Genomic DNA, 26,662 nt, shown 5'->3' on the forward strand with positions numbered 1-26,662 from the left:
CCAACCCCTGTTGTCCTGATTCACGCACAGGGGCTTCAAAGCAGGATTTTCATAGAGTCATTCTATGACATGCTAACACGACCAATATATTGCGGCCTTCCTTTCTGTTCTTATTGTACTAATCGGCGTTCTACAACTCACTGGGTAGTTTTCATTCCCGCACCTCGTCGATACTGTTAGAGACATCCTTCATTTGCAGGTCCGTGTACGACTCGTGAGTGGTTTCGATCGATTTGTGACGTAATGCCTCTTGGGCCTTTTCAGACATGCCGTTGGCATACAGGTCGCGCCCAAGCGCCCGTCGTGCGCCGTGCAGCGTGAGATAATCGTAGTCGCCGTCGGGATCGATGTTCGCCTCGTCAGTGAATCGTTTCAACAGTCGGCGGACGCCCTCTTTCGAGATCGACGGCGGTGGCACCTCGTGTTCCCGGTGTAGCCGCTCGAGGACCGCGGTCTTTCCCGTCTCACCCCTATCCTCGAGTGCCGAAGACACCCGTTCCTCGGCGAGTGTCGCCTCGAGTGCGTCCTTTTTCGATCCGTAGTGGCCGGTCGGGAACACGGGCCACTCGTCGGTCGGCGGCTCGAGGTAGTCGTACCAGCGCTCGAGGACGCTATGAACGCTTTCGGGAAACGGTGCGTCTTCGTACTCACGAGACTTTCCGTACACTTCGATGAGCCGCTTTTCGAAATCGACGTCCGACCAGCAGAGCCCGGGCCGTTTCTCGTCTTTCGGATCGGCGAACAGTTCGGCCCCACGAGCGCCGGTCCCGCCGAGCATCACCACGATCGCCCGGTCGCGCATCGCCGTCTTTGTGCCGGTGCGGATGGTCCCCTCGAGCGCCATGTCGACGCGCTTGGTTGCGTAGGCCTCGAGTTGCTTTCGGTCGTCCTTGCTCCAGTACTGTGTCTTTCGCTTCCCATCGTCTTGGGGAAGCGGGTCCATTGCCGTATTCGTGTTCGCTGGATTCGTCTCGAGGTGCTGTTCGCGGACACACCACGAAAGGAACGCCCGGACGTAGGCGAAGTATGTCTGTGCCGTCGACGCCGCGAATTCCTCGTCGATCTTAGACCGGTCGTATAGGCTCTCACTGTAGTCGCGGAGATCTTGGTCAGTCAGCTCGCCCACGCGATCGACACCGCGATCGTTCTCGCAGTGGTCGGCGAACGCAACCAGTGGCGAGCGCATGGTCGTCTCTGAGCCGTCGGCTTTGATCTTGTATTTCAGGTAGTCTTCGACCGCTTTGTGGACGGTCGTGCCCTCGGAGTTACGCCGTCTCTCGCTGGGAGTAGACATTCGTATGTGGGGTACAGTATCGACCCTAGTAAAGTCCCTTGGTTAAAGTATTTAGACAAGTAAATGGGGCAGGGCCTAAATCGCTTGTTTTCGGCACGCTCGGGTGGCCTACAGTACAGTATCGCATCTCATAAACTGAATGGCGCTATATGAATGTCCGTCCACAGAAGTTCCCTACTTCGGAGGATAGATTTCTGTAAACGTCTTTTACTCATGTCTGCTGGAGTGTAATTTGCAAATTCTTCCCACGAGACGGCGTCTATTGGTGTGCTAGTCAATCTGGCAAACTAGGTCGAACATACCAGCGAGTAGCTGCTGACCGCGCAATCTACTTCTGAAGTCGGCTAAGTACGATTCCTAATGCATGGCCTAGCTCGAAATCTAGCTTGTCAGTCCAAATTTCGCGAGTGGCTATGCATTAGAAATCGTGCCTGCTCATCATCAGTTATCTTTGTTTCCCCTCACAAATGAAACGTAACGAAAGTTGGTCTTACCTGTTTCCACCTGTTTGAACCCCGCTTCCTTCATCATCGACACATACTCGCGGACATCTACCTCCGTCATGCCCGGACTGAAAGCGAAAGCAAGCAGGTGCCGTACCAACGGATTGGTTGGCGGTTCGAAATCTATAGAGAACAAGTGTCCGTCCGGCTTCAACACGCGTCTACTCTCGGCAAACCCATCGCGTTTCAGATCATCGGGGAGATGGTGGATCATTAGACTGCTCAACACAACATCGAAATAATCGTCAGGGAACGGAAGCTCCTCGATCAATCCAACCTGGAAATCCACAGCCGTCTCTGACCCCCCTGTCTTGCTTCGAGCCGCCTCAACCATCTCTGGAGCTGCGTCAATGCCATGTACTTCCCCAGCCTCGCCTGCCTGCGCGTGGGCGGCGAGCGTGAGATTGCCCGTGCCGCAGCCAACGTCAAGTACCGTGTCCCCTGGTTTGATTGCTGCCATCTCAACCATCATTTCGCGCAGCGCGCGCTCTTTGCCGAGCAGCACTGCAGTGGTGAGCAAATCGTACCAGCGAGCCCAGTGAATCGTGTCTCCCCGTGTCTGGGGATGGGTGTGATCACTCTTCATCTGTCACTCCACCGAAGCGGATCAATGAGTAGCGAATGCCCCTCATTCGACACCACTGACGTGGATACAGTGTGGGCATCTATCGGTATCGATACAATCACTTGGGGGGATATTTCGAGTAGTCCGTGCATCTGTTCTCATGTCTCTGTGGGTGAGCGAAGCGAATCAGCCTCTCCCCGAATTTTTGGGGGTTTAATACCGATTCGCGTGAAAGAAGTGCTCAATGAGGTGAGCTTGTGCCCGGTGCAGCCGTTCGGCGAGGGCAGAGAGTGAGATGTCAAGCTCCGCTGCGACATCCTCTAACGATGCATGTTGGGGAACGGCGAAGTAGCCCAGTTCATAGGCAGTGAGTAGCGCCTCGCGTTGCTTGTCGGACACGCCGATCAGATCGGTATCGGTACTGGTTGACTCGTAGAGCCGATCGAGGTGGACCGAGATCCCCGCATCACGATGGAGTTCACGCCACGTGGCAAATTCGTCTCGATCGGCAAACTGTTGTTTGACGTATACTCCATCAGCCCGGATCGTCACGCTCTCGGGAAACCGCTTTTGGAGTACTATCTCTTCGAGAAATGGAGGGCGACGGATCGTCAAGATGAGCTGATACAGCCGCATCGTTCCGACCTCACTGATGAGGACATGATTTTCGACGAACGAAGCGTCCTCAAAGGTAGCATCGAGCCCATCGAACGAGGGACCCGTCGCTCGGATGAACAGCACAAGCGGTCCTGTATGGGGCTGTTCCATGCTCTCTAGTTCGAGTGTTAGGTCTGGGATGGAATCCACAATATCAACGAATGGTACATCCGGTGCATGAAGCTGGCATTCGGCGATGAGGCTCATGGATAATGCTGGCGGCGAATGAGGGTAAACATATCGTGAGGGTGGGTAGAGAAGGCCGTCATGCAGTACCTCTGACCGGTATCTGGAACGGGCTCTCTATCGATCGTATGTGCGATCCGTCCAGCTCATCCCCTGCGTCGGAGAGTGATCTCGCCCTGGCTGCTCCTCATTCCACAGGTTGGAGGAACATGACGTTCACGCGGCCAACGGCATCAAAATCACGTAATTGATACACCAACTCCCGAATCCGCGAGGCCTGTCCACTGCAAAAAATCGTCTCCAGACACCACTCGCCGTGGTGTAGATGCTGTGTCGTTCCGATGATGTCCTCGAACTCGTGTTGGACGGTATGGAGCTCGCCGATGACGAGGGTGTGTTCATAATCGAACGCGACTGCTGCAACGACCGCTCCCTCGACCGCTTCCAATTCCGTATGGCGTTCGATGTACTCATGGATCGCTTCGCGGCTCGCGCGTGACCGCGATTCGAGGCCTTGTGCTTGCCACGTGTCGTCGAACGAATCGAGTACTTCCTGAGGGATGTTCAGGCTCGTTCGCATACTCACTCTTGGCGAGACTGCCATTTAGCCCTCGTTATTACGGTGACCCGGATTTGCCCATAACAACCGCTAAAGGCTGACCCGACCTGCATTCAGTACGGAATGTTACCCTCAGACTCACTTGGACTTGTGATCGGTTCCGTGGTCCTCGGGGCAGTTCACGGCATCGAGCCCGGTCATGGCTGGCCAGTCGCTGCCTCATATGCGCTCGACCAGACAAATAAGTGGCTCTATGGTTTCGCTGCGAGTCTCATCCTCGGCATCGGCCATCTCATCAGTAGTATCGCAATGGTGGCCGTGTTCTTCTATGCGAAATCATATTTCAGCCTCACCCAACTCAATGAACCGCTCACGATCGCCGGTGGGATTCAGATCGGTGGCCCGGTCAGTCTCGTCGCTGGACTCCTTCTGATCGCGCTTGGAATTCGCGAGTACAGAGGCGGACACTCCCATGGTGCTGGGCAGTCTCACTCCGCTGACCACGGTCAGACCGATCAGTCGCATAGGCATGGAGACCACTCTCACGACGGCGACGCCAACGATGTCCACTCCCACAGCCACGGTGATCACTCTCACACCCACGATGACCATGCGCACGCGAGTGGTGGGATTTTAACGCGATTCAAGGAATACATTCCATTCGTTGGGGGGCATTCACACGCCCACTCGCACGGAGACTTCGATGAGGCTGGGAATCGAGGGCTCCTCGGAATCGCGTGGTTCGCGTTCGTCCTCGGATTCGCACACGAGGAGGAATTCGAGATTATTGCATTGTGCGCCGGCTCGAACTACTGCCTCGAACTCATGAGTGTCTACGCGCTGACGGTGATTCTCGGGATTGTTACTCTGACGATGCTGCTCGTCGCTGGGTATGAACACTACGAGGAGGAGGTAGAACGGTATACACCGTACCTGCCAGCGTTCTCAGCGGCGGTACTTATCATCATGGGGCTTGGGTTCATTACCGGCCTGTTCTAAGCTGATCACAGCTCGATGCCGACAGTCAGTGGCTCTTTCGTTCGTATCACGGTCGATACACCCGAAGTAGTGACCTAGGTGAACAGCGTCTTCTGAGCGCTGTCTCTGCACGATTCCCTCACAGAATCAATTGTAAGATAAGGTATTCAAAATGTACAACGAGTACTGTGATGAGTGGTATCGGATCGTCTGAACGGGTCTGTGGGCGACTCACAACCGCGTCAACGCTGGTTGCGTTCGTTCGAGACATGAGCGTTGATCGATATCTCAGCGATACGGACCACAAGCGGTTCGAGGCCCTTACGTATGATGGCGCACCGATCGTTCGCGCCCTGTTCTGTCGCGAACTCGCTGGCCTCTCGTGGAACAGCCTCTACGAGTTCCTCTCCACCGAGGACCGAGCTGAACGGCTCGGCTTCGATCCCACAACGTTTGGACCATATAATACAGCACCAACACGTCAAACACTCACCGCCGCATGGGACGTGCATCTCTCGGATGCCGCCAAGCGAGCACTCCTCTCACTGAGCGAGCGACTCGTCGATGCCGCGTATGAGAACGATGACGCGCTCGATCTGCGCCCACCACGGCACGTCGACGAGACTGCATCGGATCTCCGTGAACGCCACGTCGGCGAGTTCTCCGATGAGCAGATACGAACCCATGTCCGGCACGCTCGGGAGACGATCTTCGGCACGTTCGACTCCGGCCGTGCGGGGAATACAACGTATCCCGACAGTCGCTTCGATGAACTTCAGGCACTGATGGCGCTTGGCAGCTCTGGAACGCCGCAGGGTCAATCACGGATGGAGAATTTCTTCGGCAAGGACTACACTCCTCACGGCGATACCCATCTCCGAACGATCAAACAATACACGCCCGAGACGATTCAGACAGGCTTCGATCAGTCGATCGAGAATCTCCTTGACGCAGTGAACCACCTACAAATTCTCCAACCGCCGGTCACGGTTGCGATCGACATCACGACGTGGCAGTACCACGCTGATGGTGAGCTTCCCCCAGAAGTCAGCGGGGTTAATGACTCGGGCGAGAAGGCCTACAAGTTCGCGACGCTGTCGCTGGTCGGCAAGAGTATGCCGATTGTCCTCGCTGTTGAGCCGGTCATAGAGGATTCAGCCTGGGATGAGAACGTTCCACATCAGTACCACCGGACCGTTCGGCGGCTTGTGCGACGAGCCCAAGAATTCGTCTCGATTGACCTCGTGCTCGCCGATAGAGGATTTGAATCGTTCCAGGTCTACCAAACACTGGCCAATCTTGGTGTCACCTACCTCTTTCCAAAGATCGAACGGAATCCTGAAGCAACGTATATCGAAGGAATGGAAGAAAAAGGCCAAGATCTGGCCGTTGAGGAGGCAACGGTCACCGCCAGAAATGGAAGTCACGACTGTCGAGTGCTGTTCGTGCCGAGTCGTACTGGCGACGACACACAAGTATTCATCACGAACAAGCAGGTGAAGCCCGAACACGCAAAGGCGTGGGTACACCGCTACGCCAATAGATGGTGGATCGAAGCTGAGTATCGATCGATCAAACAGCACTTCCTCGCACGAACGTCCTCCACGGATCACACGCTTCGGTTCTACTACTTCGTGTTCGGCGTCCTCATGTACAATGTCTGGCGGCTTACGGACGTGCTTCTCAAAGCGACGATCTCACGAGAACTGACGACAGCGCCACCGGTGCTTACTGCTGGAGAGCTTGCTGATTGGGTCGCTATTCATCTCCAACTCGAACCTGGCTAAGCAGGCTCTCTACCAGCGTGTGAGACAGAATGCGGAGCGGCTGCTCTCTGCAAATACGACCGAAAATGGCTAGTTTCACTACATACAATCTGAATACCAACTACATTCTCAAAGAGTTCTTCTAGGGAACTTCATATCTACTTGATTATCTGGAATAAGAATGTTTGAGGGATGAAACACGTTTACACTCCGAAGTTAGGGAAGTTCAACAGTTTCGGAGAATAGGGCAGTTTTGGGTTGAATCGCCATCAATTCGTGGTGCTTCTCACCGATCAAGCATCAATTTTGAATCCTCGTGGTCAGACTACCGGGCGAGCGTTGGAAAATGCGTAGATTTTGGCGCTGCTGAATAGGGTTGCCACTCTCAAACAGCGGACCCAACGAGAGTTCAGTCGGTTAGTCGGGTGGGATCAACGCCGACGCGACGAGTTCACCACATTCGCCTGCGGTTAGTACGGGCGCGTAGTCTCACCCCGGCGATATTGGAAGCGAGTAGCTCCCTGCGCGGTACCGCACCGAACCATTCCCATGAACGTCTGTAACTCGAAGAATCGTGTATCTTCGTAGGAGGCGTTTGAGGCCCGGCCAGAATCGAAGTGGTCGAAGGCGTGATCACGCGCGAGGCACGTCGTCTGGACGATCTTGTCCTGTGAGAAGGATTCGTCTTTGCTTTCTTCTTCAGGGACATCCTCGACGATCTCACTCTTGGGTCTTACCTCGGGTGCTGGGATGTTGCGATCGTGGACTTCCTTGATGACGAAGTGGGCCGCAGTTTGGACGTACTTGTGGGTCGCGTCGTCGAAGCGATTCCGCCAGGCCCGCGAGAACGCTGATTCGTCTGGCACTCGGTTGAATCCGAGGATAGTGGCCACTTCCGGTTGTCATGTGAGTCGTCGACTGAAGTCGGCGTACGAGTCGCCCGTGATCTCCATGAAAACGAACGCAAGTACCATCCCACGGAAGGAGAGTGGAGCAGGATGCCACGCCGGATAGCCATCTTCGATCTGGTCAATCGAGTGATCGAGGTTCTCGAACGCCGTGACGAGGTCAGTTCCTTTGAGTTCGTTCCGGATGGCGATTCCGAGTTGATATGCTTCAATCGTCACCTATCAATGCGCCGATTGTCGAGGAACTGTTGCATCTTTTCGAGCGCGATCTGTGCTTCCGCTCGATTCTCCTCCAAATTCGACATCGTAGACTTCGGAAGCCCTAGCTCATCTGCCAAGAGAATCAGCCGATCAAGGAGCGTGATCTCCAATCGTTCGTTGATCATCCCGATGCTAATGACATCAAGGTCGCGGAGGTCGTCATCTTCGACGTCAAGGACGAACTGATCTTTCTCCGCGAGCAACCCCTCCATGATTGGACTCCCCTGTTCGCACGGTTCCATATCGAGTGTAGCGAAGATGGCTTCGATCCGGTCGATCTGGTCGACCGTATCGCCTTCGTGGCCGCCGAAAATGGCCCGTACCTCGTCGCTCGCTGCGGCGGCGGTAAGATCGCTATGAAGATCGAGAATTTCGATCTCGGCATGATAGAGTTTCTGGAGCTCCCGATCGAAGAGTTCGCGCTTGGATGTGATGGACATCTCTATCAAACCTCCTCCGAGTCGTCTTCGAGCAAGTGGTCGCGCAGACAGTCCTGCACAACGTCGGTCTCAACAGCGCCACTCTCCATTAGGAGATAGAGGCTGCCAGCGGACATCGATTCGTCCGACTGAAGATCTTCGAGAAGCTCCGGAATCCCCACATCTGTCGCTTCAATATCCAGGGACATCGACTCGACAAGCAGGCCGTCCCGGTGGCCAGCTCGTCGAAGGGCCGCCGTGAACAGTCGCTCGGGAACCCTGCCCTGTGACGCTTGCCCATCACGCATCAGCGTTGCCACGCCGACCGTTCGAAGGAGAAACGCGAGTCCATCACGAACAGCGGCCTGGAGATCCTCGTCCGCATTCTGCCACCGCTGCCCTCCATCCACTACTTCACCGAAGATTTCGTGCCACTCGTCGTCGTTCAACTCGTCGACCAGAATCGAGAAATCGAGCATCGAGTTATAGACACGCTCGCGGATGTCCCGCCGGCGTTGGTACCGTTGTTGCTTCGCATGTTGCCCATCGTATACCTTCTCACCCTTTAACCACCGACGGTCTTCGGTGGTGAGCATCGCGTTCTTGCGGCCGGTCATATACACTTCAATGAGTGACAGCAGGATAAAAACGGTCCGAAAGTAAATCAGAGATACTACACCACTATAGAAATATTATTTACCCTGTGGCGAGATAGTCGTATATGAATCGTATCGTGTCTCAGCTGGAAACGACTGCTACCAGTGGCACTGCTGGGGTGTTCGGAAACGATGGCTGACGTCAAAGCAGCCAGTGCTATAGATGAATACAGCGGGCAATCGAGCCCTGCGAAACTCGTCGAGATCGCCCGCTATTTCCTCTTCATCGGTATCGTCGGATTCGGCGGGCCGCTCGTCCACATCGCTATGATGGAAGACGATCTGGTCGGCGATGACTCGCGAGGATGGACCGACGAGTCGATCTTCATGGAGGGGCTGGCGATCTGCAATATGCTCCCCGGACCGGCGTCAACGCAGCTCGGCATTTTCATGGGCTGGATACGGGCCGGTAATCCGGGAGCGATCGTCGCCGGTTTCTTCTTCATGCTTCCGACGTTCGTCCTCGTCGTCTTCTTCTCCTGGCTGTACTTCGCGTATCAGACACTGCCAGCTGTCGAAGCCGCCTTCTACGGAATCAATCCGGTTGTCATCGGACTCATCGTCGGTGCCGCGTACTCGATGGCACAGAGCGCCCTTGCTGACGGGCAGTCACACGCCGAGTTCGACATCGGGTCGGATACCTGGTCGGTGGACTTTCTGCTGGTAGCGCTGCTAGTCGCCGCGACCGTCGCGACGGCCACGCTGAATCCGAATCCCGTCCTCGAGTTCATCGTGGCTGGACTCATCGCTGTTGCGCTCTATCGGTCGGACTGGGTGCGAGCGAATATGAAGCATATCGCCGCTACCGGCGTCGTAACAGCCATCCTCGGTGGCCTGTACGCGCTCCGAAGTCGCGTACTCGACTTGGTCGGCCCCCGAGTTCGGGCGGCAATCGAGGCGAGTCCGCTCTGGGGACTCGCGCTCGCGCTCTGGGCGAACCCTTGGATGAAGCTGTTCCTGTTTATGATCTATACAGGGTCGTTCATTTACGGTGGCGGTCTCGTCCTCATCCCGTTCATCGAGAAGTACGTCGTCAACGAGTTCGCGTGGTTGACTGCACGGGAGTTCGTCGACGGCATCGCCATCGGCCAGCTCTCCCCAGGCCCCGTCGTAATGACGACGGCGTTTGTCGGCTACAAATTGTTGCTGGATGTCTCCGGCGGCATCGTGTGGATCGCTATCTTGGGAGCATTGGTCGCCACGATCGGAGCCTTTGGCCCGTCGTTCGTGTTCATTATGGGCTTCTTCCCGTATTTTGCGCGAGTTCGCGAGAATGACGTCGTCCAAACTGCACTGACCGGGGTCAACGCCGCCGTCGTAGGGGCGATTCTCGGCGCGACCGTCACACTCGCCGCGGAGTCGTTCGTCGACGTCTTCACCGTCGCCCTCGCTGTCGGTACGTTCGGACTGTTCGTCCGCGGGACGCACGCTGCATATCTGATTCTCGGCGGCGGTGGTGTCGGCATGGCATGGTATTTCCTCGTCCTATGAGTCAGGCACAACAAACCACGTCCAGAAACAGAAGTACACCACAGAATTCACCACGAGTTCAAGTATGAGTCAGGAGCAAGTCACGGTTGAGACGGACGAATCGGGCCCACTAGATACATTCCGGCAGTTCTTCGCGCTGGAGCGGGACGTGTTGGTGTTGTCGTTAGCGATGTTCGCGTTTAGCCTCGGCTTCCAGATGACTAATCGATTCCTCCCGGAGTACATCGTCGCCCTCGGTGCGTCCGGCTTCGTGGTTGGCCTGTTTGGGACCGTCGGCAACATCATCTCGGCGGTGTTCCCGTATCCAGGTGGTGCAATCTCCGACCGCATCGGCTCGCGATACGCGCTCACTCTGTTCGGATTGATTTCGACACTCGGCTTCGGAGTCTGGTTAGTCGCGCCGAACCTCGGGGTAATCACTATTGCCGGCGTGACGATCCAGCCCTGGATCTGGATTTTTGTCGGCCTACTACTAGCTCAGGGCTGGAAGTCGTTCGGACTGGGAGCGACGTTCGCAGTCGTCAAACAGGCGACCGACCCCTCGCGGCTGGCCGCCGGCTTCGCCAGCACCGAGACGTTCCGCCGAACGGCGTTCCTCATCGGGCCGATACTCGCGGCCGTCCTCATCGGCTTCCATCCGGACTTCACGGTGAGCTTCCAGTATGTTCTCGCCGTCGCCGTCGTCTTTGGTGTTATTGGAACGGTCGCCCAACACCTCCTCTATGACGCCAGCGAGGACTCTATTGGAGACTCCTTTGAGGGGATCAACCAGATCAAACGCGATCTCCGGAATATGCCTGACCCGCTTCGGCCGCTGTTGGTCGGTGACACGCTCGTCCGGTTTGCCAACGGGATGGTATACGTCTTCTTTGTACTGGTGATCACCCAGTTCTATCAAGTCGGCTTCGAGACGACGGTTTCGCTGGCTAGTTTTTCGTATGCGATCGACCTCTCACCGGAGGCGTTCTTCGGTTACCTCCTGGGCGTGGAGATGCTGATTGCGCTGTTGATCATGGCGCCAGCAGCGAAAATCGCCGAGCGGGTCGGCCTCAAGCCTATCGTCGCGCTGGGGTTCGCGGTGTACGCGTTGTTCCCGGTCGTCCTCATCAGCGGGCCGGAGGTCCTCGACCCGGTGATGCCGCTCCAGTGGGCGATGGTCCTCATCTTCGCGTTCTCGGGGCTGCGGTTCGCGGGGCTGCCCTCTCACAAGGCGTTGATCGTTGGCCCCGCCGAAGCTGGCGCCGGAGGACGCGTCACCGGCACCTACTACCTCCTGCGAAACACCATCGTTATTCCGAGTGCGGCACTTGGCGGCTACCTTTGGGAATTCGTCAGTCCAGAAATCGCGTTCACTATCGCAGCAGTCATTGGCGTCGTCGGGACTGGATACTTCCTGCTGTTCGGCGAAGAATTCGAGGCGTATGTATGAGCAGGAGAAGTTTCGATCTCGTTCTCGACGACTCGAATCAGAAGTGACAGTATCCATCGTCAGTATTCTTCTGGACGACGGGGGATCCACAGACAGGAGAATATGTTCAGTATCGTCGGTAGATCCTCAAATAACGCTTCCAGTCACTTCGATTGAACTTTCGGCTGCCATCCGCGCAAGTAGGCGACACTGATTCCACCAGCAACCCCACTAAACGGGAGGGAAAGCGTCCGAACGACGAGGACTGCCGCCGTCGCCGCCGTACTGGGGACCCCCGCGACGACAACGAGCGCCCCACCAAGCAACAGGTCGTACGCGCCAAGGCTTCCGGGAATCGGGATCACACTCGCGACCTGTGGGAGGGGAATGATGACGAGGATCGGGAGAAAGACGCTGTTCACGCCGAGGCCGCGAGGGCGACCCAGAACGCAGCTGCAGTCAAGAGCTGTTCAATGAGGCCTCAGACCGCGATGAGAGCAAGCAGACGAGGCGTCTCTTGAAAGCCAACGATTCGTTGCCAATATCGGTCAACACCAGCCGCGACGAACGCTCGGTCATGTGGTTGTTCTCGATAGAGCCCCGATATCCGTGAAACAGCTGGCGTAAGTACTGCTGCGATGCCTTTCGAGAGATAATTACGAGTCCGGAGAATTACACCGCCGAACACCACGAGCCCAGCGATAGAAAGACCGAACGTCAGCAGGATTGGAGTCGCATCGGGCGTTCCAAAGAGAACGAACATCCCGAGTACTGTAGAGAAGACTGTCTGTGTGCCTGATTTCACGTACTTTGCGGTTGAGCGGACACCCAACGCCTCAGAGTATCCCGTGTCCGTGGCAACGCTGAAGAATCGAGCCATAATCGGTTCCGAACTGACCGGACCCGCTGGACTGAGTGTATCGAAGAAATCACCGGCAAGCGCGAACTGCACGCTTTTACCGGGTGAAATGCCATCTCCGAGCGGAGCGATCGATGCCCAGACACCGATTGCATCCGCCAATCCCTCCAGAACAACGAGAATCGCGATGACTCCGAGGGCCCACGGTGTCACAGCGATGGCCTGGTTGAGAACCGTCTCGGCACCGACCGTGTAGAGATACCCAGCTAAAATCGTACCGCCGGCACCAACACCAACGAGGAATCGAAGTACTCGTCGAATGGCTTAGAGTCTCACTATTTCAGTGCGGCGTGTGGTAGAATGGCCTGCGTGTGAGCTACTACTCGAGACCACAGTTTGAGAGTACGGTTGATGTTCAGACGATGGGAATCAACGGACTTGAACGGTTCTATCGAATGTCGATATCGCGCACTCCGAGCTGTTCTAAGATGATCGTCACGTGCGGTCGTCAAACTCGCTGGAAACGGCATATCCGTATTCGATTCCCGTGTGAATGACTGTAGTGTTCAGATACGCCGATTTTGTGCGGAGAATCTCAGCTACTCGTCAGCGGTTTTTCTTACAGCGTTGTCGATAAAGAAGAGACCAGCTAAATTCTCGGTTCAGTCCAGATAGATGTGAATAGAAGGCACGCATCAATTCCATCCTCCGAAATTGTGAGTTGCGAATGGTTCACGAAAACCAACATTCTGACCGCCCATTCGGTTGATAATAACCTCGCCATCGCTGAGAATACACCCGAAAAGCAGGTGGTTCAGTCAGAGAGAGTATACAAAACCAAGAGAACCAGTGAGCAGCGAAGTGATACCTCTCATGATCTGTGAGCCCGGAACCGATACTACAGGAGTGTGACTAGCCTCTTGTCCAGCCAACCGAGGAACCGTGACAACGACATCCGCGGCTTCTTCCGCACCTCAATAACACCAATACAGTCCTGGGCCAAGAAGTCCACGAGCAACCACATATTGCTGTTCTGCAGATTGGAGCAGTACATTATGAAGCCCGTTTCTACACAGCCTTGCGACGTCACGACAGAGACCGAGTTCAATTTCAAATCACTAATTCCGGATTATGACGTCGATTGATCTGCCCTGTTGAATAGCTTTTCTGAACCCCGAGAGGAAGAGAAAACTACAGCAGACACGATTCGTTTAGTGCTCATCGGTAGCGTACTTTCCTGACCTGGTAGCAAGAATGAGGATTGGTTTCTGAGATTCTACTCTTCAACCGCTGATTCGTGGCCATAACACACCCACCCCGACGCCGCACCCCTATTCAACAGAGCAGATTGATCCGGCTCTGTTGAAATCCTTCAGCGTTGGCATTGAGGAGAGTAACTCTTTTCCCAGACTCTTGCGGATCCGATTCGAAACTGGCTTCTTAGAAAATCGCATGACGACAAGAGGGTTTCAACAAAGCCATTGATCCGTGATTGATCTCCCGTCGAACGAATGGTACGCGAACAGCTTCCTCAGCCACCCAATCGATCAATCGAGGTCAAGTTCTTCGGCGATCGTTGTCTCGTTCAACGCCGATCGAAGCAGTGCAGGATAGAAGTCGTCGTTTTTAGCGAGTTCCTCACCGTGTTCGCGCTGCCACTGAAGATTGAGTTCCTGGTAGCGCAGCTTGAAATCCTCTACGAGGTCATCATCCGCGATGTACATGTTGATGTTCTTCCGCTCTCGGACTGGTGGGAGGCCATCTCCACCGCTTTTGCTCGTCCCTGACGACTCATCTGAATTTGAAGATTCTGAGGTCTCTGGCTTCTTTGAGGTCTTTGATGTCTCTGACGAATCTGATGGAACATCTCCCTCTTTCGGCATATTCTTCTTTTTCTTCTCTGATGTCTTTGATGAATTTGACGTCTCTGATACACTGTCGCCCTCCACCTCGGTCTGTTCACCGGTATCGTCACGATCGTAGCGGGCGTTGAACGGGTCACGGTCGTGTTTTTCACTCATCGGTGAATCCCTCCAAATGTTTAGCAACCGCGAGGTACTCGCCTTCCATATCACAGTCTTCGCTGTGTTCAAAGATCGACACACCGGCGTTCCATGCTCGTTGCAGTGCGACTCTCTTTCTGATCTCAAAGACAGCACATCTATCTTTGTCCTCAAAGACATCTCTGAACCAAGCCATCATCTCCTCGGCCTCGCCGTCGACTTCTACCTCGTTCGCGACCAGTGCCAACTCCTGGACGTCGTCAAACGCAGTCTCAATCGAACGCAGTTGCTTGAATAGCAGTTCGATTGCCCGGATCGACGTCGTCTTTGCCTGGGCGGGGATCAAGACATTGCCTGTCGCGATAATCGCATTATCGGTGAGCACGCCGAGGTTCGGTGGACAGTCGATCAGAACGAAGTCGTAACCGTTGGCAACACCCTCGAGAAGCATACCGAGGCGCTGCTCACGCTTCATTTCGTTCGCGAGCTCGTCCTCTGCGTTGATCATCCGCTCGTGGCTCGGGATTGCGTCCATCTCTTGATGCTCAACAATCAGGTCGGTTCCGTCCCCTCTGGAGATTCGATCGAGATCAGCCAGAGTATCGATTAGTGCATCCCGATCGCGATCATCATACAACTCCTCAAAACCCAGACCTTCGGTAAGGTGGCCCTGCGGGTCAAGGTCGATTACGAGCACGTCGTTCCCTAATTGGTTGAGTGCTCCCGCAACATTGAGCGTGGTCGTCGTTTTCCCTGCCCCCCCTTTTTGGTTACTGATTGCGATATTCATCTTTGTCGTCTTTCTCCTCTTTTCGATCAAAGACGTTTCTTCCGCTTAAAGATACGTCAGACACACGTAATCGAAAATAGAAATTGCAATCCCTACTCAGTTATCGTCAGCACACTCGAGAATACGGTTGTTCCGATCATCGCCTATTGACGATTGATGTGTTTCCGTGACTCGACGGCTTTGGCCGAAAGCTTGGTCGCCCCGACGGTCTCCTACAGATAGGTCTTCTCAGTCATCGATCGGCCTGCTCAAGGCGTTCGATTGCCCGCAAATTGGGCTTTCCATAAGAGCTATTGCGACGTCCGAATCATCAAAAGCGTCTCGTTGTGCATTGCTAAATCCATAGAAAATAACAGAATGAGCGTACTGACTACGAGGGATAGGTTCACTACAACGGTTTATTCGTGAGGAAGAGCAGTGAAGCCGAGAGTCTGAAACCCGTCGTCGTAGGTGAGAATGTGATCGATTTCGTAGTCTCGCGCCTGCACGCCGATTAGGTGGTCGGTGAGCGAGATAGACTGGTCATCGTACGCTCGAAACTGTTCAATCGCGCGATCAGCGAGTGAAGGCTCAACGTCGAGCACGCGGAAGGTATCGGTCTCGAGTATCCGTTCAAGAACCTGGTGAGCAATTCGAGCGCCAGCGTGAGAGAGAAGGAGGGATACGACCTCATCAAGGACGTACTGGTTCGTAACGAGAGGATAGTACGGAAGGTCGTTCGTCCCGATCGCTTGAATAACGGGACGAATCTCCTCGTGCCGTGATGCCCTTTCGTACTGGTGGGCAACGATTGCATTGGTGTCGACGAAAAGCGGCACACGCCCATCGACGTCGGTCGTTGGGACAAACCGCGGAAAATCTGCAGGCGTCACATTTCACTCGTCGAGTCCGATCGCATCACCGAGGAGTTTGTCAGTATCTGCGACATCGATTGGTTCTCCCTCAGTACCGAGCGGCTCCCCAGCGAAGAAGGGGTCGTCAGGATTGTGCTCACCTGTGGTGTCAAGTGGTTGTTCGGTATCCATTAACCACCATACGACGGCTCGCCCTCCGACCTTCCGGCGCTCGACACGCCCCTGCTCGCGGAGTTGCTTGAGCTTTTTCGTCGCTCCTTCGGGAGTGCAATCGAGTGCATCGGCGACGTCTCGAGCGGTAACGATAGGCGCGTCGCTCTCGCGCATCACCGCGAGAACACGCTCGGGTGTGAGCGTCTCGACGAACTTGCCGGCGTTATCGCGGGTCCGTTCGCTCATACTATCTCTGTTGTGCTCGCAATGTATAACCCTGTTGGCTCGTGCTAATAGGGGTAATTCACACCTGTTATCACGTACTAACAGGCAAAGACAGACAGGCCTCTTGAGGCGTTACCTTACCTTCATAGGAACGCCCGAGTGCTGGAACACTCGAGCCGGGTGTCTCTCGGGAGGACAACCCTATGTTGACCTAATTCGAACCGGGATGGCGACGAACGTTACCAGTGACGAGAACTATCCTGGTCAATCGGTTTTCCAGCGGTGGGAACGTAGTCAATAGTATTACAAGTCGTTGAACGGTATATTAAACAGCGAGATACGATAGACGACAACCTGTCTCGACTACAATCCGCGTTAATAATGGGATTATTGGGCACAATTGCCCTCTTACTTATGGCCATTATATTCGACTATCCGAGCGTCCCGAGAACGTTGCTGGTTGGACTCTTGGCGACGATCGTCTGGTACGTTTTCGACCCTCGTCTCCTCGCTAACTCAGATTGAGCAAGGACTATATCTACTGTCAAGGCGGGAATATCCATACTACGGTTTCTTATCGAGATTCTTTTGGGGAGGATGTGGTGGCAACCGGTGTTCAGTCAGAAGCTATCTCATAGAGAATTGTACATCTGCCCACTCACTATTTCGCTCTAATTTCCTCAAAGAGGGGACCGAGTTCCTCGGCGTGATCAAGGCGCTATTGAACCCTCCAAATTCCTGCTTCGTCTGGGCATTCGTGTCTCTTTATCCCCCTTGATGATACATGTCCAAAGCGGTGCGAGCCGCTGCCTACCTCGTCGACCGCGGCCGCGAACGCTACATGCTCGGTCGAGAAGCGAAAACCAGAGAAGCGCTAAGACGGTTGTGTGGTAGTATCGGGCCTGCTCTGTTCGCTGAGCAGTTGTGTCAGGGTTGACTTGATCTGCTCGGGGTCGGGCACATCTCGGAACGTGAGATCTTCGGTACTCGTCCCGGCGGTGTATATCCGGACATCGCCGAACGAGAGCATTCGCTCGAGGATCGTTTGGTCAAAGGAGGTGTTCTGGACGCGATCGAGGCGGATCTGGGTGACATCGCGGGAGATGAGCCCATGTTTAACGTAGATCTCTTCGTCGGTGATCACGTACAGCAGTCGTATCCACTCCAAATACGTTTTCCCGACGATTCCCACACCGACCACAGTGAGGACGAGCGGGAGGAATCCAACCCACACCGGCAGTTCTTGACCGTCGAGTGCTGACAGAAGCATTAGTGTGCCAACGATCCCGCCGAGTACGAACAGGAGACCACCGATGACCTCGAACAGGATCGTGAATCGCGACGGTCGCCCGGACCACTGCACGTTTTCATCTTCCATCAGGTGGAGCCAGTCTGCGTCTTCGACGTTTTCTTGCGGCTGTATTAGTGACATTGAATCTCACGCTCTGAGGATGTGTATGGATCCGTCTGCCAGTCGAGGACGCCACGTCGGCGTGCCCAGTCCTGTATTCGTTTTCGTGTTACCATGTGTGATTTCCCCTCTTCTGGGGTTCTTATCTAGACATACATATGTGTAATGGCGATTCCCTCATCCCCGAGTCAGTACTCACCGTTCGATCACTGGTTGCTACTTCCTCAAGTCTCTGTGTGGGGTGTTTCGACGTCTTGTCCGATCGCTTTCGCAGTCACATCGGCAATGCCGCACCGACGACACTCTCGCCAGTATCGATGTGTTGGCTCTTCAGTTGACGTCTCCTTGGCTTGTTTCTCCGTCCCCTTGCTCTCGTCGCCGAGTGTGGGAAGGGCAACCCATTCGTGAGAATCTGCGGGACAGGCGGTGCGGATACACCGTTGTGCGGCCTCCCACGAATGCGGCGGATGGGGAATATTGCGTCCGGACAGCGTTTCTGGATCGACACTGGGTCTAGCACTCGACTGATCAGTCATTGTCTGGTACTGATGATCTTTCATCCTGGTTATTTCCCTTATTCGCGTTTGATTCCGCCTTCGGGAGACGCTCGAGTTCTCGTTCGAGCGGCACTGCCTCATCATCAGCGGCTAACAAATTTTGAGAGGGATCGGTAAGTACAGGTGAACGATGTAACACGAACCGATACCTCGGACTGGGGTTATCACGAAGAGACGAGAGGGATTGTCATTGGCACATGACCGGCGGAAAGTTTACCCTTCGTCTCGTGACACTACATGGCGGTGATGGTGGGAACGTTCCGCCATATATGCCATATGGGTGTTTAGAGGATAACTCATTAGGGATACTGGTTATCTACAAAATATGAGAGTCAAGAGGCCGCCTATCTCTGGTTAGAAGATACCGATGATAGATCCAGTGCCCATGAGAATGAGGACAGTAGCAGAGGGGAGAAACCAGTTCGACTGCCGTATTAAACCCGACTGACCCGTCTCAAATGGCGACACTGACAGCATCGTTTTACTCGCTGTCCCTTGTTTCCCTCGCTAATGTGGCCTCTCGGACACGCGGCGATTGGGTATTTGCTCTATCGGTACTCAACGCAGGCACGTCTCGACGATTCGCCCGCATTCCCCCCACTATGTTTCCTCGCCATCGGAACCCAGTTTCCGGACCTCGTGGATAAACCTCTTGCATGGATACTGGGGATCATCCATTCAGGGAGGGGCTTAACACATTCTATTGTTATCCTTGGAGCGATCATAATCGGGTTCTTCCTCATTGCTCGCCGTCACAGGCGTGACGAATACGCCATTGCCTTCGGAATCGGCGCAATCGCTCACGCATTGACCGATGCAACGGAAGTCCTCTGGGACCCTAATTCGAGCGCACGTTCTCTTTTGTGGCCGCTATTCTCAGTTAATCCTCCAACTATACTGGGCCATCTATTTGATCCCATCTCTGAAATGTACTTCGTGGCAGAATTCGTGCTTGCTGGGCTGGCGTTCGCCTACTGGCAGCGCGATGGCTACCCTGCCCTTGAAGCAATCCGTGACAAGCTCGATCAGCGCCGATTTCAACTCCCCTAACAGATTACACTTCGAGGATATAGGTACAGCCTCGCTCAGTCTCTGACACGGTAGCCAACTCAAGGAGAGTCCTTAGATACTTCGTTCAGTTCGCATCTGTAGTGTGCGTGTGTTTCACGCTAAAATACATCTGAAGAATAGGATTTCAACAGAGTCGTTCGAGCGTATCGATTAGCTCTTGGGCGGTGTTGCTAATCCGGCCAAGCCGGTCAGAGATCACCTCGGGATTGTCACCGTTCCACGCCGCAAGGTAGAACGCTGATCCACTCATATCCAGTTCGAAGTAGCGCCCCACGACGTACGCAACGGCTTCGGCTTCCAGCTCGCGTTTTGACCGCTCATCACGATCCTCAATATCAAAGTGCAACAAGGCATGAGCGTACTCGTGGATGAGTGTCCCAGCAAGATCTGCTTGGTTGTCTCGATCTTTTACTTCGACTCGCGGGCGCATAGTCATCGGACAGCGTTGTTTGCAGACTCCTTTCGCTTCCCCGTAGTTCCAGTCGTCGGCCGGCACAATCTGTGCGTCGACGTCCAACTGCTCTGCACTCTCGAGGAGGGCAGGCACTAGATCGCTGGCGTCACCAGTTGCCTCCGTCTCGAGATCAGGAAGCGGCTCTCCGTCGGTCTGCGAGACATCGAAGACAGCGGTGGGTTTGAACCCGACAAGCCCTTTCGACCACTCTTCGGGCTGCGTCTCGTCGTATTCACAATCACTATTTTCGTGGTACGACGGGGAGTTTCCGCATTCGGGGCACTGTTTCGTGATGATCGGTGCCCAGATCCAGATTGCGCTCTCGCTTTCCTGGACGTAGCGCTCGAACTCGTTTGCCCACGTGTTGTACCCCGCAACGCGGGTTGCGTGGGGACACTGCTGTTTGATCAGGAGCGTATTTCGGTACGAGTAGTCGTGGAAGTGGCTCTGCACACCGAGCCAGGCTTTGAACTCCTCACTGGCCGCAGCGTCGTCGACGAGGTCGGTAAGGTCGTCAACCCACGTTTCGATCGTACTGTTCATCTCGTCGCTGCGCGTTTCGGTGTCAGTAAACGAGACTGCTCGCTCTGTGGTCACTGCCATTGGAATCACTTGTGTTGAACGCTCTCGCCTGCTCGAAAGCGCCTCACCCCTCTCAGGGGCACAACAACACCACTCTCGTCACACTCCTGATTTCGAGTGAAAACCGGCTCACGGCGGGATGAAAACACTCCGTTCATCGACGATCTCCTCGAGTCGGTTCTGCGTCCGATGCTCGAAGTAACAGTTGTCCAGATGTTCGCTCCACAGGCTGCACACGCCGCGCTTGAGAGGTCGCTCAGCGTTGGTCCCTCGTACTCGAGGGTGATGTTCTCGTTGTGGAGTCGTGTCTCCGTCCAAATGCCTTGGGACTCCCAGAAGACTTTGATCCGGTCTAGGCTGTGGCGCACTAGCTTTCGGACAGTGACGTGATCGGCGTCGCGTCCGCTGTCGTCCCAGCCATCGGCTGACCAGAACTCGCCAAACTGCGCTCCGCGATGCAAGCCGTTCCAATCGAGCCTCACGATGTCTGCCGGTGGATCGCCGGAGAGTGTCGGCCGAGTGAGCTGCTCGATCGCATTCATCTGCTTACGCGGACTGCCTCCGAGGATGTGGACCCGTCGGCCACGCCAGTCTGCCGGATCCGAGAACTCGTGTGCGAGCTGGTCGGAATATCCACGTGGGTAGCCGAGCACAAGATCCTCCGGAATGGCGTCGATCGCCTCGCGGCACTTCGGCACGATCACGAGTTCAGAGTCGGGATAGCTTGCCGGAAGGTCGCGTGCAGCGCGAACGTACTTGTGGGCCTCGTCGACGAGTAGGCATCACCGAGGACGCCAACACGGGGCTCGTACTCTCTGAAGCACTCGAGATATCGATCGAGGTCGGGATTGCGAAAGTCGTTGACGAGCATCCCGACTGGCAGCTCGAGCGTCTCGTACTGTGTATGCTGGTAGGAGCAATCCTCACGAAACCCGGTCACGTAACCGAGGGAGAGTGCATCGATCGCGAATGGGACTCGATGGAGAAAGGCGACGTAGTCTGCTTGGCGAGCCGCTCGAATCTCGGTGGCACTGTTGCTACTGATCGCTGTCTGGTGTGCTGAGTGTGACATGAATCGGAGTGCTGGAACCCGCGTTGGGAGCTCTTCCCGTTACCCCACAAATTGGGAGAGACCGCGCGGTCGTGGGGTAACTACGACTAGGATGGTGACGCCTGAAACACGAGTCTCCTCACTCCGAAGGGAGTTGTAACAACAGAACCGCATGCGAGGGGTCGGATCAGTGGGAGGCCCAGCCGAAGAAGAGCCAGACGTCGCCGTGCTTGCCTTTCAACCCGTACTGTTCGCGATAACGCTTGGCTCCCGTCGTCCCCGAACAGTTGATCGCTCCGGCGGGACCCCACTTACTTCGGATCCGCTCATCTCCATCCTCGAGTAGCTGGTGCGCGTATCGACGTTTCTGCTTCCCATGATGCTCTTGTTTGGGAATGACTTTGAACGAGGATTTCTCGGCGATCGACCCCGTATATCCAGCGTGGCCGTGCATGTGCGTTGCGTCCTCGACGGCGTTGCTGAACGCTTCGTCGGCAGTCTTGCCGAACGCGAGCGCCTCGAAAGGAACAGCGCCCATCAGTGACCCCCCATTTCCTGTTCGATGCAGCCCTCGTAGTGCCGATCCGGATCAACGGGCGGTTCGAGGTCGTCGGGCTCGCAGTCCTCCGGACGGACGCCTGAAGGAAGCGTGTCGAACATCAGTTCTCGCCTCCGTTCTCGCGGACCCGAGCGAGCGGGTCGCGATCGTCCCCCTCCAGCCCGGCAATGGCGATCGCTTCGCTGAGGTCCTCGTCGGCCACGTCCTCGGGCTTCGGGTTGCTCCTCCTGCTACACAGGAACTCCTCGAGAGTCGGCTCTGGTGGGTGGATATCGGGCTCGGGGTGTCGCGGCTCTCCAGCGAGCCAGGCGGCGCGATCGGGGTTCATCAGTTCCCACCCCCGTTTTCATGGACGATCTTGGGGTGTTCAGTTCGCTGTACGGTCTGTTCTTGCGCTTTGGATCGTCTCATTGTTTTTCCCTCACCCCCTCCCGGGGACGAACAACACCACCGCGCGGTGCACGTGATCCCGGCGTCTCATGCGCTTGGAGGGCGGAACAGGCACCGCTCGCACTCAAGAAACTGCTCTCGGTTCTCGTCGAATCGTCCAGTCAACACCGCTACCTCGCAGCGGGGACACGGATCACCGTGGGTGTGGCTGCCTTTGACTGGTAGATCGGGAGTCGCTGCGGCCAGTGCGCGTATGCGTGCTCTTGCGCTCGCTCGTGTGACTCTCCGTTCGTCAGTCTGAGGGGCATTCTGGAAAGAATCAGTCACTGTTCCCACCGGGCGAGTCGAAGAGGAACTTGGCGCTGGTGTCCTCGCTCGTCAGCGTCAGCTGGTCGTCGTCTGTCTCCGCGATCAGCAATGTCTGGTCGGTATTGTCGCACTCCGAATATCGAACTTCGACGCGATAGTCGACGCCGAACTCGCTAGCTACGGTTCGATCGAGTCGTGTTGTGACCTCGCGATGGCTGACGTCAGCACCGAAATCCTCGAGCGAGGTCGCAACATTTTCTTCGGTCGGTTCGAGTCCACCATCAGCGGTGAACGCTGTCTGCTGTTGGATCGTAATCTCGGGACGATCTGTCATCTGGAAAACCCTCCACCCCTCTCGAAGGGTGCAAACAACACTCCCAGCGGTCGCAGGCATCGTGATCGGTGGACCAGTCACGACTTCTCACGGAGTTCTTCAGTCCGTCGGGCTAGCTGTTTGAGGGTTGGAAGGTGTTGGTGGTGTTGGTTTTCGCATAAGAAAATCATCTGACACACATCCATGTCGGTGATCGTCGCGATTTCAGCAACAATGAGCCGCGTAATTGGGAGGCTCAAGGAGAGGGTTCAGAGTCGGAGGAAGGATTTCCGAGATGTCAGCTACGCCGATGCGGGCGACTCTGACCCTTCACCGCGCGGCAGACCGAATTCGACCTCGACCCTGACTGTGTCGTAGGGAACGTACGGCTTCTTTGCGCGACCGTCTTCTTCGAAGTGGATGATGTCGTAGTCGGCCAGCACATGCAGATCGGTGTGGACGTCATGGACGTCCCGATCAAGACGGTCGGCGAGGGCGCGAATGCTCTCGGGAGGGTGTTCCATTACCTCTTCAAGGAGCTCCATGCGCCGGTCGGTGAGCAGCTCGCGGAACCGGGAACGGTCTTCGAAGTTGACGACGTGTGGGACCTCTTTGCCCTGCTCCCAGCGTTCAGCACGGTCCAGTGCGCTCTCCTTGTGCTCTTCGAAGCGCTTCGACGTGATGAGGAGAGTCGAAGGATACTCGACCTCTCCGGGGTCGGGCGTGAATTCGTCGTGCGTGGGTTCGGTGTCAGTCGGTTTGTTGCTCATATATTTCGTTCACCTCGTTCTGGAACTGGTTGATCAGATCGCGGAGACCTGTGTACTCTAGGGCCTCGATCTCGCCGTCTGGCGTGTGTCGATGGTGCCGTCCGACGTCCAGATGGTGGGGCGAGTTGTCGAACCGCAGGAGTGTATCGCCGTCAGCATCCATGTACTGGAAGCTGTACTTCAGCCCCTGCGGGAAGTCTTCGCTCACTGGGACCTGCCACGCGATCATCTCGTACCGGCTCCCGTCCAGCTTTTCGCTTTTGTCCCGGTACACGACCGTTGCAGGCATCTTTCCCTATGTTGGGGTAGGGTCCCAACAATGATAAAACTTAGTGTTGGGGCCGAAGCCCAACGAAAGTGCACGATGAATTTTTTGGAATCGCCATACGAGGGTCGCAACCACCCTACGGAAACGTGTCCTGTCTATTTCCTTAAATACACCCATAACAATTGTGAGGTCAACGTTTTTTCGGTCGGTTCGAGCCCACCGTTGTCGATGAACGCTGTTTGGTGCTGAATCGTAATCCCAGGATGATCTGTCATCTGAGATACTCTCCACCCTTATCGAGGGTGCAAACAACACTCCCAGCGGTCGTAGGCGTCGCGATTGGTGGATCAGTTACGACTCCTCGCGGAGTTCTTCAGCACGTTGGGCTAGCTGTTTGAGGATCGGAAGGCGTTGTTGATGTTGGTTTTCATAGGCGACACACACCTGAAGTGTCTCCATGTCGGTGATCGTCGCAACTCCCGCATCAATGATCCGGGGATTCGATGACTCGAGGCGCTGCTGGGGCGTCAGTGGCTCGTTAGTCTGGTCGGTATCTGACATTCTGGGATCCTCTCACCCCTCGAGGAGAGAAACAACACCACGAGACGGTGCTCTGATCTGACATCCATTTTGGAGCAGCGAGAGAGAGAGTCTCGCCGTCCAGATTCCTAGTGGTGCTTCAACCGTCGGTTGACAGGTTCAGGAGTCCACAAGCTTGGGGAAGAATCATTATCTGATAGAAACGGCCTGCTGACTATAGAGGATCTATTCAGCAATCGGGCATCGTTTATTCCCGCTGATCTCTGCCTAAACAGCTGCTCTGTAAGTATGCGGATGCACCAGTATTGACGAATAGTTTGCGCCTGAGATGGATGAAATACGGGCCGGCACTCGGCCCGTCAATTACGAGTAATACTAAGACCCGAACGCGCATCTTGGTTCGATGAGGGTATGAGCGTAATTGCCGAATTCTCTGTCCCGACCGAGGAGTTTGCCTTGGCACAGACGTTATCATCCGCGCCAGAGATGACCGTCGAGATTGAACGCGTCGTTGCCCATTCAGAGGATCGGGTGATGCCGTTTTTCTGGATTCTTGGTGGTAATTACACCGAATTCGAAACGGCGATCAACGCCGATCCGTCCGTCCAGAACGTTACCCGCCTTGACGAACTGGACCAGGGCACTCTCTACCGCGCCGAATGGACGCGCAACATCGAATCGATCATCTATGCGTACACCGAAATCGGCGCAACGATCATTGAAGCGACCGGGCGAGCGGATGCGTGGGAACTCCGAATGCGATTCGACGATGAAGACCTCCTCTCAAACTTCCAGGACTACTGCCTTTCGAACGACATCTCATTCACCTTGCAGCGCCTCTACCATCCGAGTGAACCGATGGCAGGCGGTCAGTTTGGCCTCTCTCCGAAGCAACGCACGGCGTTGGTTACCGCACTAGAACACGGCTATTTCAACATCCCACGGAAAATCACGATGGGTGAGTTAGCGGAGACACTCGATATCTCCCAGCAATCCCTCTCGAAGCGATTCCGCCGCGCCCATCGAAATCTCATCACCAACGTGCTCACTATCAGCCACCCGGATGATGAGAATAGTAGATAGCCAGTACCCCGCTTGCACGGCTATACACAACCTCGGAGGATAATTTTGATGCGTGGCTTTGTTTCCCCTTAGCCAGAAGAGAAACTGACAGCAAGTAGAGTATGAGTTGCTCAGTAACTAATCGATTCCAGACCTTCTGCGTCGCGTGATTCAACCGGAGGGTGTAGTAGTGCATGAAAATGACAATAGCCGAGGGTCGTAGAAGCGAATCCCAAACTCTTCTTACGACAGTTTGACGGCCCCATCCGAAGAGATTGTTACGTCATACCCTCGGTACCGGAACGAAACGTGTCCGCCTCGAACCGAGTCGTCAGCAGCGGTCGGTTCAAACAATCGGTCCAGCGTAGCAGGATCCACAACGTCGTTGAACGGTGGCTCGAGGGTAATCGGGGAGACATCTTCCGCGTCGGCAATCGCTTCAAGGACGCGTAGGCTCGGCTTTGAGCGCGTTGACTCAGTGGCGCTCATGGATTAGACGAGGAGCTGAATGTCGGATTCAGCCATGTGTTGCAGCGCGGTGGCCGCACCGACGCCGGTGGTGACGCCGTCGTAGAAGTCGTCCTCATCATAGTCCATCAGTTCGATCGTCATCTGACACGCCTGCAGATCGACGCCGCTCTCGAGCGAGAGGTCGATCAGTTCCTCGATGGTGGCAGTCCCGTTGTCGTCAATCTTCTTCTGCATCATCTTCGTGGCCATCTTGTCCATGCCTGGCAGAGCAGCGACGGCGTTCGGGACCGGCATATTCGGGTTGCCGACGGCGCTCAAC

General features: G+C 55.4%; 30 protein-coding genes and 2 pseudogenes. 6 read left to right on the forward strand and 26 right to left on the reverse strand.

The features are described 5' to 3' along the window. Positions 1-151 precede the first annotated feature (151 nt). From PGX04_RS15500 to PGX04_RS15515, 4 genes are all read right to left on the reverse strand, one after another. Positions 152-1,294: a tyrosine-type recombinase/integrase gene (locus PGX04_RS15500; protein ID WP_273739328.1), complete on the reverse strand. Its 1,143-nt coding sequence runs from the start codon at positions 1,292-1,294 to the stop codon at positions 152-154. A gap of 441 nt (positions 1,295-1,735) precedes the next feature. Next, the gene (locus PGX04_RS15505) at positions 1,736-2,383 is read right to left on the reverse strand and encodes a class I SAM-dependent methyltransferase (RefSeq protein WP_273739330.1); all 648 of its coding nucleotides are present in this window, start codon (positions 2,381-2,383) and stop codon (positions 1,736-1,738) included. A 192-nt stretch (positions 2,384-2,575) separates the two neighbouring features. Continuing rightward, complete coding sequence (locus PGX04_RS15510) at positions 2,576-3,130, reverse strand: helix-turn-helix domain-containing protein (protein WP_273739331.1); 555 nt, start codon at positions 3,128-3,130, stop codon at positions 2,576-2,578. 262 nt (positions 3,131-3,392) lie between these two features. Continuing rightward, positions 3,393-3,785, reverse strand: coding sequence for a CopG family ribbon-helix-helix protein (locus PGX04_RS15515; RefSeq protein WP_273739332.1), 393 nt, complete (start codon positions 3,783-3,785; stop codon positions 3,393-3,395). A gap of 102 nt (positions 3,786-3,887) precedes the next feature. On the opposite strand from PGX04_RS15515, the gene PGX04_RS15520 reads away from it, so the two are divergent. Together PGX04_RS15520 and PGX04_RS15525 are read left to right on the forward strand one after the other, a co-directional pair. Next, the gene (locus tag PGX04_RS15520) at positions 3,888-4,763 is read left to right on the forward strand and encodes a hypothetical protein (protein WP_273739333.1); all 876 of its coding nucleotides are present in this window, start codon (positions 3,888-3,890) and stop codon (positions 4,761-4,763) included. Between the two features lie 248 nt (positions 4,764-5,011). Next, positions 5,012-6,529, forward strand: a complete 1,518-nt coding sequence (locus PGX04_RS15525; protein ID WP_273739334.1) for a transposase — start codon at positions 5,012-5,014, stop codon at positions 6,527-6,529. Positions 6,530-6,981: 452 nt separating this feature from the next. On the opposite strand, the pseudogene PGX04_RS34665 reads toward PGX04_RS15525, so the two are convergent. The 3 genes and pseudogenes from PGX04_RS34665 to PGX04_RS15545 all read right to left on the reverse strand — a co-directional run. After that, positions 6,982-7,635 (reverse strand): annotated as a pseudogene (locus PGX04_RS34665) (transposase); the annotation flags it as partial. Continuing rightward, positions 7,632-8,117 (reverse strand): ferritin-like domain-containing protein, encoded by a 486-nt coding sequence (locus tag PGX04_RS15540; RefSeq protein ID WP_273739337.1) that lies wholly within the window; start codon positions 8,115-8,117, stop codon positions 7,632-7,634. The pseudogene PGX04_RS34665 and the gene PGX04_RS15540, both read right to left, overlap by 4 nt. A gap of 5 nt (positions 8,118-8,122) precedes the next feature. Then, positions 8,123-8,713 (reverse strand): DUF8102 family protein, encoded by a 591-nt coding sequence (locus tag PGX04_RS15545; RefSeq protein WP_273739338.1) that lies wholly within the window; start codon positions 8,711-8,713, stop codon positions 8,123-8,125. A 171-nt stretch (positions 8,714-8,884) separates the two neighbouring features. Here PGX04_RS15545 and chrA point away from each other — a divergent pair, with 171 nt between their 5' ends. Then, positions 8,885-10,243, forward strand: a complete 1,359-nt coding sequence (gene chrA / locus PGX04_RS15550) for a chromate efflux transporter (protein ID WP_273739339.1) — start codon at positions 8,885-8,887, stop codon at positions 10,241-10,243. Positions 10,244-10,307: 64 nt separating this feature from the next. Then, entirely contained in the window at positions 10,308-11,672 is a 1,365-nt protein-coding gene (locus tag PGX04_RS15555; RefSeq protein WP_273739340.1) for an MFS transporter, read from the forward strand. Positions 11,673-11,815: 143 nt separating this feature from the next. Here PGX04_RS15555 and PGX04_RS15560 read toward each other — a convergent pair whose 3' ends face one another. The 7 genes from PGX04_RS15560 to PGX04_RS15590 all read right to left on the reverse strand — a co-directional run bounded on the left by PGX04_RS15560 (position 11,816) and on the right by PGX04_RS15590 (position 17,967). Then, the gene (locus PGX04_RS15560; RefSeq protein WP_273739341.1) at positions 11,816-12,073 is read right to left on the reverse strand and encodes a hypothetical protein; all 258 of its coding nucleotides are present in this window, start codon (positions 12,071-12,073) and stop codon (positions 11,816-11,818) included. Positions 12,074-12,132: 59 nt separating this feature from the next. After that, a complete protein-coding gene (locus tag PGX04_RS15565) occupies positions 12,133-12,831 on the reverse strand; it encodes a lysylphosphatidylglycerol synthase domain-containing protein (RefSeq protein WP_337959472.1) in 699 nt (232 codons plus the stop codon). A 1,226-nt stretch (positions 12,832-14,057) separates the two neighbouring features. Next, the gene (locus tag PGX04_RS15570) at positions 14,058-14,531 is read right to left on the reverse strand and encodes a DUF8160 family protein (RefSeq protein ID WP_273739343.1); all 474 of its coding nucleotides are present in this window, start codon (positions 14,529-14,531) and stop codon (positions 14,058-14,060) included. Further along, positions 14,524-15,303, reverse strand: a complete 780-nt coding sequence (locus tag PGX04_RS15575) for a ParA family protein (protein WP_273739344.1) — start codon at positions 15,301-15,303, stop codon at positions 14,524-14,526. The genes PGX04_RS15570 and PGX04_RS15575 overlap by 8 nt, the downstream gene beginning before the upstream one ends. A gap of 398 nt (positions 15,304-15,701) precedes the next feature. After that, positions 15,702-16,121 (reverse strand): type II toxin-antitoxin system VapC family toxin, encoded by a 420-nt coding sequence (locus tag PGX04_RS15580; RefSeq protein WP_273739345.1) that lies wholly within the window; start codon positions 16,119-16,121, stop codon positions 15,702-15,704. Positions 16,122-16,178: 57 nt separating this feature from the next. After that, the gene (locus PGX04_RS15585; RefSeq protein ID WP_273739346.1) at positions 16,179-16,556 is read right to left on the reverse strand and encodes a helix-turn-helix domain-containing protein; all 378 of its coding nucleotides are present in this window, start codon (positions 16,554-16,556) and stop codon (positions 16,179-16,181) included. 853 nt (positions 16,557-17,409) lie between these two features. Next, positions 17,410-17,967, reverse strand: a complete 558-nt coding sequence (locus PGX04_RS15590; RefSeq protein ID WP_273739347.1) for a PH domain-containing protein — start codon at positions 17,965-17,967, stop codon at positions 17,410-17,412. 1,046 nt (positions 17,968-19,013) lie between these two features. Between PGX04_RS15590 and PGX04_RS15595 the strand changes: the two genes are divergently transcribed. After that, on the forward strand, positions 19,014-19,553 hold the full coding sequence (locus tag PGX04_RS15595) for a metal-dependent hydrolase (protein ID WP_273739348.1): 540 nt from the start codon (positions 19,014-19,016) through the stop codon (positions 19,551-19,553). A gap of 145 nt (positions 19,554-19,698) precedes the next feature. Here PGX04_RS15595 and PGX04_RS15600 read toward each other — a convergent pair whose 3' ends face one another. The 10 genes and pseudogenes from PGX04_RS15600 to PGX04_RS15640 form a co-directional block, all read right to left on the reverse strand. Further along, positions 19,699-20,631 carry an ImmA/IrrE family metallo-endopeptidase gene (locus tag PGX04_RS15600; RefSeq protein ID WP_273739349.1) on the reverse strand — a complete coding sequence of 311 codons (933 nt, stop codon included), beginning with the start codon at positions 20,629-20,631 and terminating at the stop codon, positions 19,699-19,701. A 108-nt stretch (positions 20,632-20,739) separates the two neighbouring features. Beyond that, positions 20,740-21,682 (reverse strand): annotated as a pseudogene (locus PGX04_RS15605) (DUF6610 family protein). Positions 21,683-21,848: 166 nt separating this feature from the next. Further along, the gene (locus PGX04_RS15610) at positions 21,849-22,199 is read right to left on the reverse strand and encodes a hypothetical protein (RefSeq protein ID WP_273739350.1); all 351 of its coding nucleotides are present in this window, start codon (positions 22,197-22,199) and stop codon (positions 21,849-21,851) included. Next, on the reverse strand, positions 22,199-22,321 hold the full coding sequence (locus PGX04_RS15615; RefSeq protein WP_273739351.1) for a hypothetical protein: 123 nt from the start codon (positions 22,319-22,321) through the stop codon (positions 22,199-22,201). The genes PGX04_RS15610 and PGX04_RS15615 overlap by 1 nt, the downstream gene beginning before the upstream one ends. Continuing rightward, the gene (locus PGX04_RS15620; protein WP_273739352.1) at positions 22,321-22,548 is read right to left on the reverse strand and encodes a hypothetical protein; all 228 of its coding nucleotides are present in this window, start codon (positions 22,546-22,548) and stop codon (positions 22,321-22,323) included. The genes PGX04_RS15615 and PGX04_RS15620 overlap by 1 nt, the downstream gene beginning before the upstream one ends. Before the next feature lie 381 nt (positions 22,549-22,929). Next, positions 22,930-23,253, reverse strand: a complete 324-nt coding sequence (locus PGX04_RS15625) for a hypothetical protein (RefSeq protein ID WP_273739353.1) — start codon at positions 23,251-23,253, stop codon at positions 22,930-22,932. Between the two features lie 77 nt (positions 23,254-23,330). After that, the gene (locus tag PGX04_RS35060) at positions 23,331-23,492 is read right to left on the reverse strand and encodes a DUF8129 domain-containing protein (RefSeq protein WP_465263815.1); all 162 of its coding nucleotides are present in this window, start codon (positions 23,490-23,492) and stop codon (positions 23,331-23,333) included. Positions 23,493-23,534: 42 nt separating this feature from the next. Continuing rightward, on the reverse strand, positions 23,535-24,002 hold the full coding sequence (locus PGX04_RS15630; protein WP_273739354.1) for an HVO_A0114 family putative DNA-binding protein: 468 nt from the start codon (positions 24,000-24,002) through the stop codon (positions 23,535-23,537). Further along, the gene (locus tag PGX04_RS15635; protein ID WP_273739355.1) at positions 23,983-24,291 is read right to left on the reverse strand and encodes a toxin-antitoxin system TumE family protein; all 309 of its coding nucleotides are present in this window, start codon (positions 24,289-24,291) and stop codon (positions 23,983-23,985) included. The genes PGX04_RS15630 and PGX04_RS15635 overlap by 20 nt, the downstream gene beginning before the upstream one ends. 330 nt (positions 24,292-24,621) lie before the next feature. Next, positions 24,622-24,831 carry a DUF8129 domain-containing protein gene (locus tag PGX04_RS15640; RefSeq protein WP_273739356.1) on the reverse strand — a complete coding sequence of 70 codons (210 nt, stop codon included), beginning with the start codon at positions 24,829-24,831 and terminating at the stop codon, positions 24,622-24,624. 390 nt (positions 24,832-25,221) lie between these two features. Here PGX04_RS15640 and PGX04_RS15645 point away from each other — a divergent pair, with 390 nt between their 5' ends. Continuing rightward, a complete protein-coding gene (locus PGX04_RS15645) occupies positions 25,222-25,893 on the forward strand; it encodes a helix-turn-helix domain-containing protein (protein ID WP_273739357.1) in 672 nt (223 codons plus the stop codon). Between the two features lie 222 nt (positions 25,894-26,115). Here the strand turns inward: PGX04_RS15645 and PGX04_RS15650 are convergent, their stop codons facing one another. Continuing rightward, complete coding sequence (locus PGX04_RS15650; RefSeq protein ID WP_273739358.1) at positions 26,116-26,361, reverse strand: HalOD1 output domain-containing protein; 246 nt, start codon at positions 26,359-26,361, stop codon at positions 26,116-26,118. Positions 26,362-26,364: 3 nt separating this feature from the next. After that, positions 26,365-26,662: DsrE/DsrF/DrsH-like family protein (locus PGX04_RS15655; protein ID WP_273739359.1), on the reverse strand; the 298-nt coding region annotated here is incomplete at its 5' end.

The organism is Natrinema soli (assembly GCF_028618695.1).